Below are 276 nucleotides of genomic sequence, written 5' to 3'. Positions count from 1 at the left end.
AAGCGGATGCGATCACACTGCCTCCCTTGCGTGGTGAAATTGAGTTCTCGCATGCAACCTTTGGCTATCAGCCGGACTTGCCTGTCTTGCACGATTTTACTCTGAGGATTACCCCAGGTACGGTGACCGCACTCGTTGGTTCATCAGGTGCAGGGAAGTCAACTGTAGCCCATCTGATCTCCCGTTTTTACGATGTACAGGATGGGCGAGTACAAGTGGACGGTTTTGATGTAAAGGATCTCAAAACCGCATCCCTACGCGGTCAGCTTGGCATCG

Annotated in this window: 1 protein-coding gene; it reads left to right on the top strand. The window is 52.2% G+C overall.

Annotated features, from left to right (window positions below; all coding sequences use genetic code 11):
• Positions 1-86: 86 nt before the first annotated feature.
• Positions 87-276 (top strand): ATP-binding cassette domain-containing protein (locus SB775_RS29170; protein WP_410864709.1); only part of this gene is annotated, 190 nt, incomplete at its 3' end.

It is taken from the genome of Peribacillus sp. SIMBA_075 (assembly GCF_046534585.1).
Note: the sequence above shows the minus strand (reverse complement) of the source record. Positions and strands in the feature narration are given on the sequence as shown.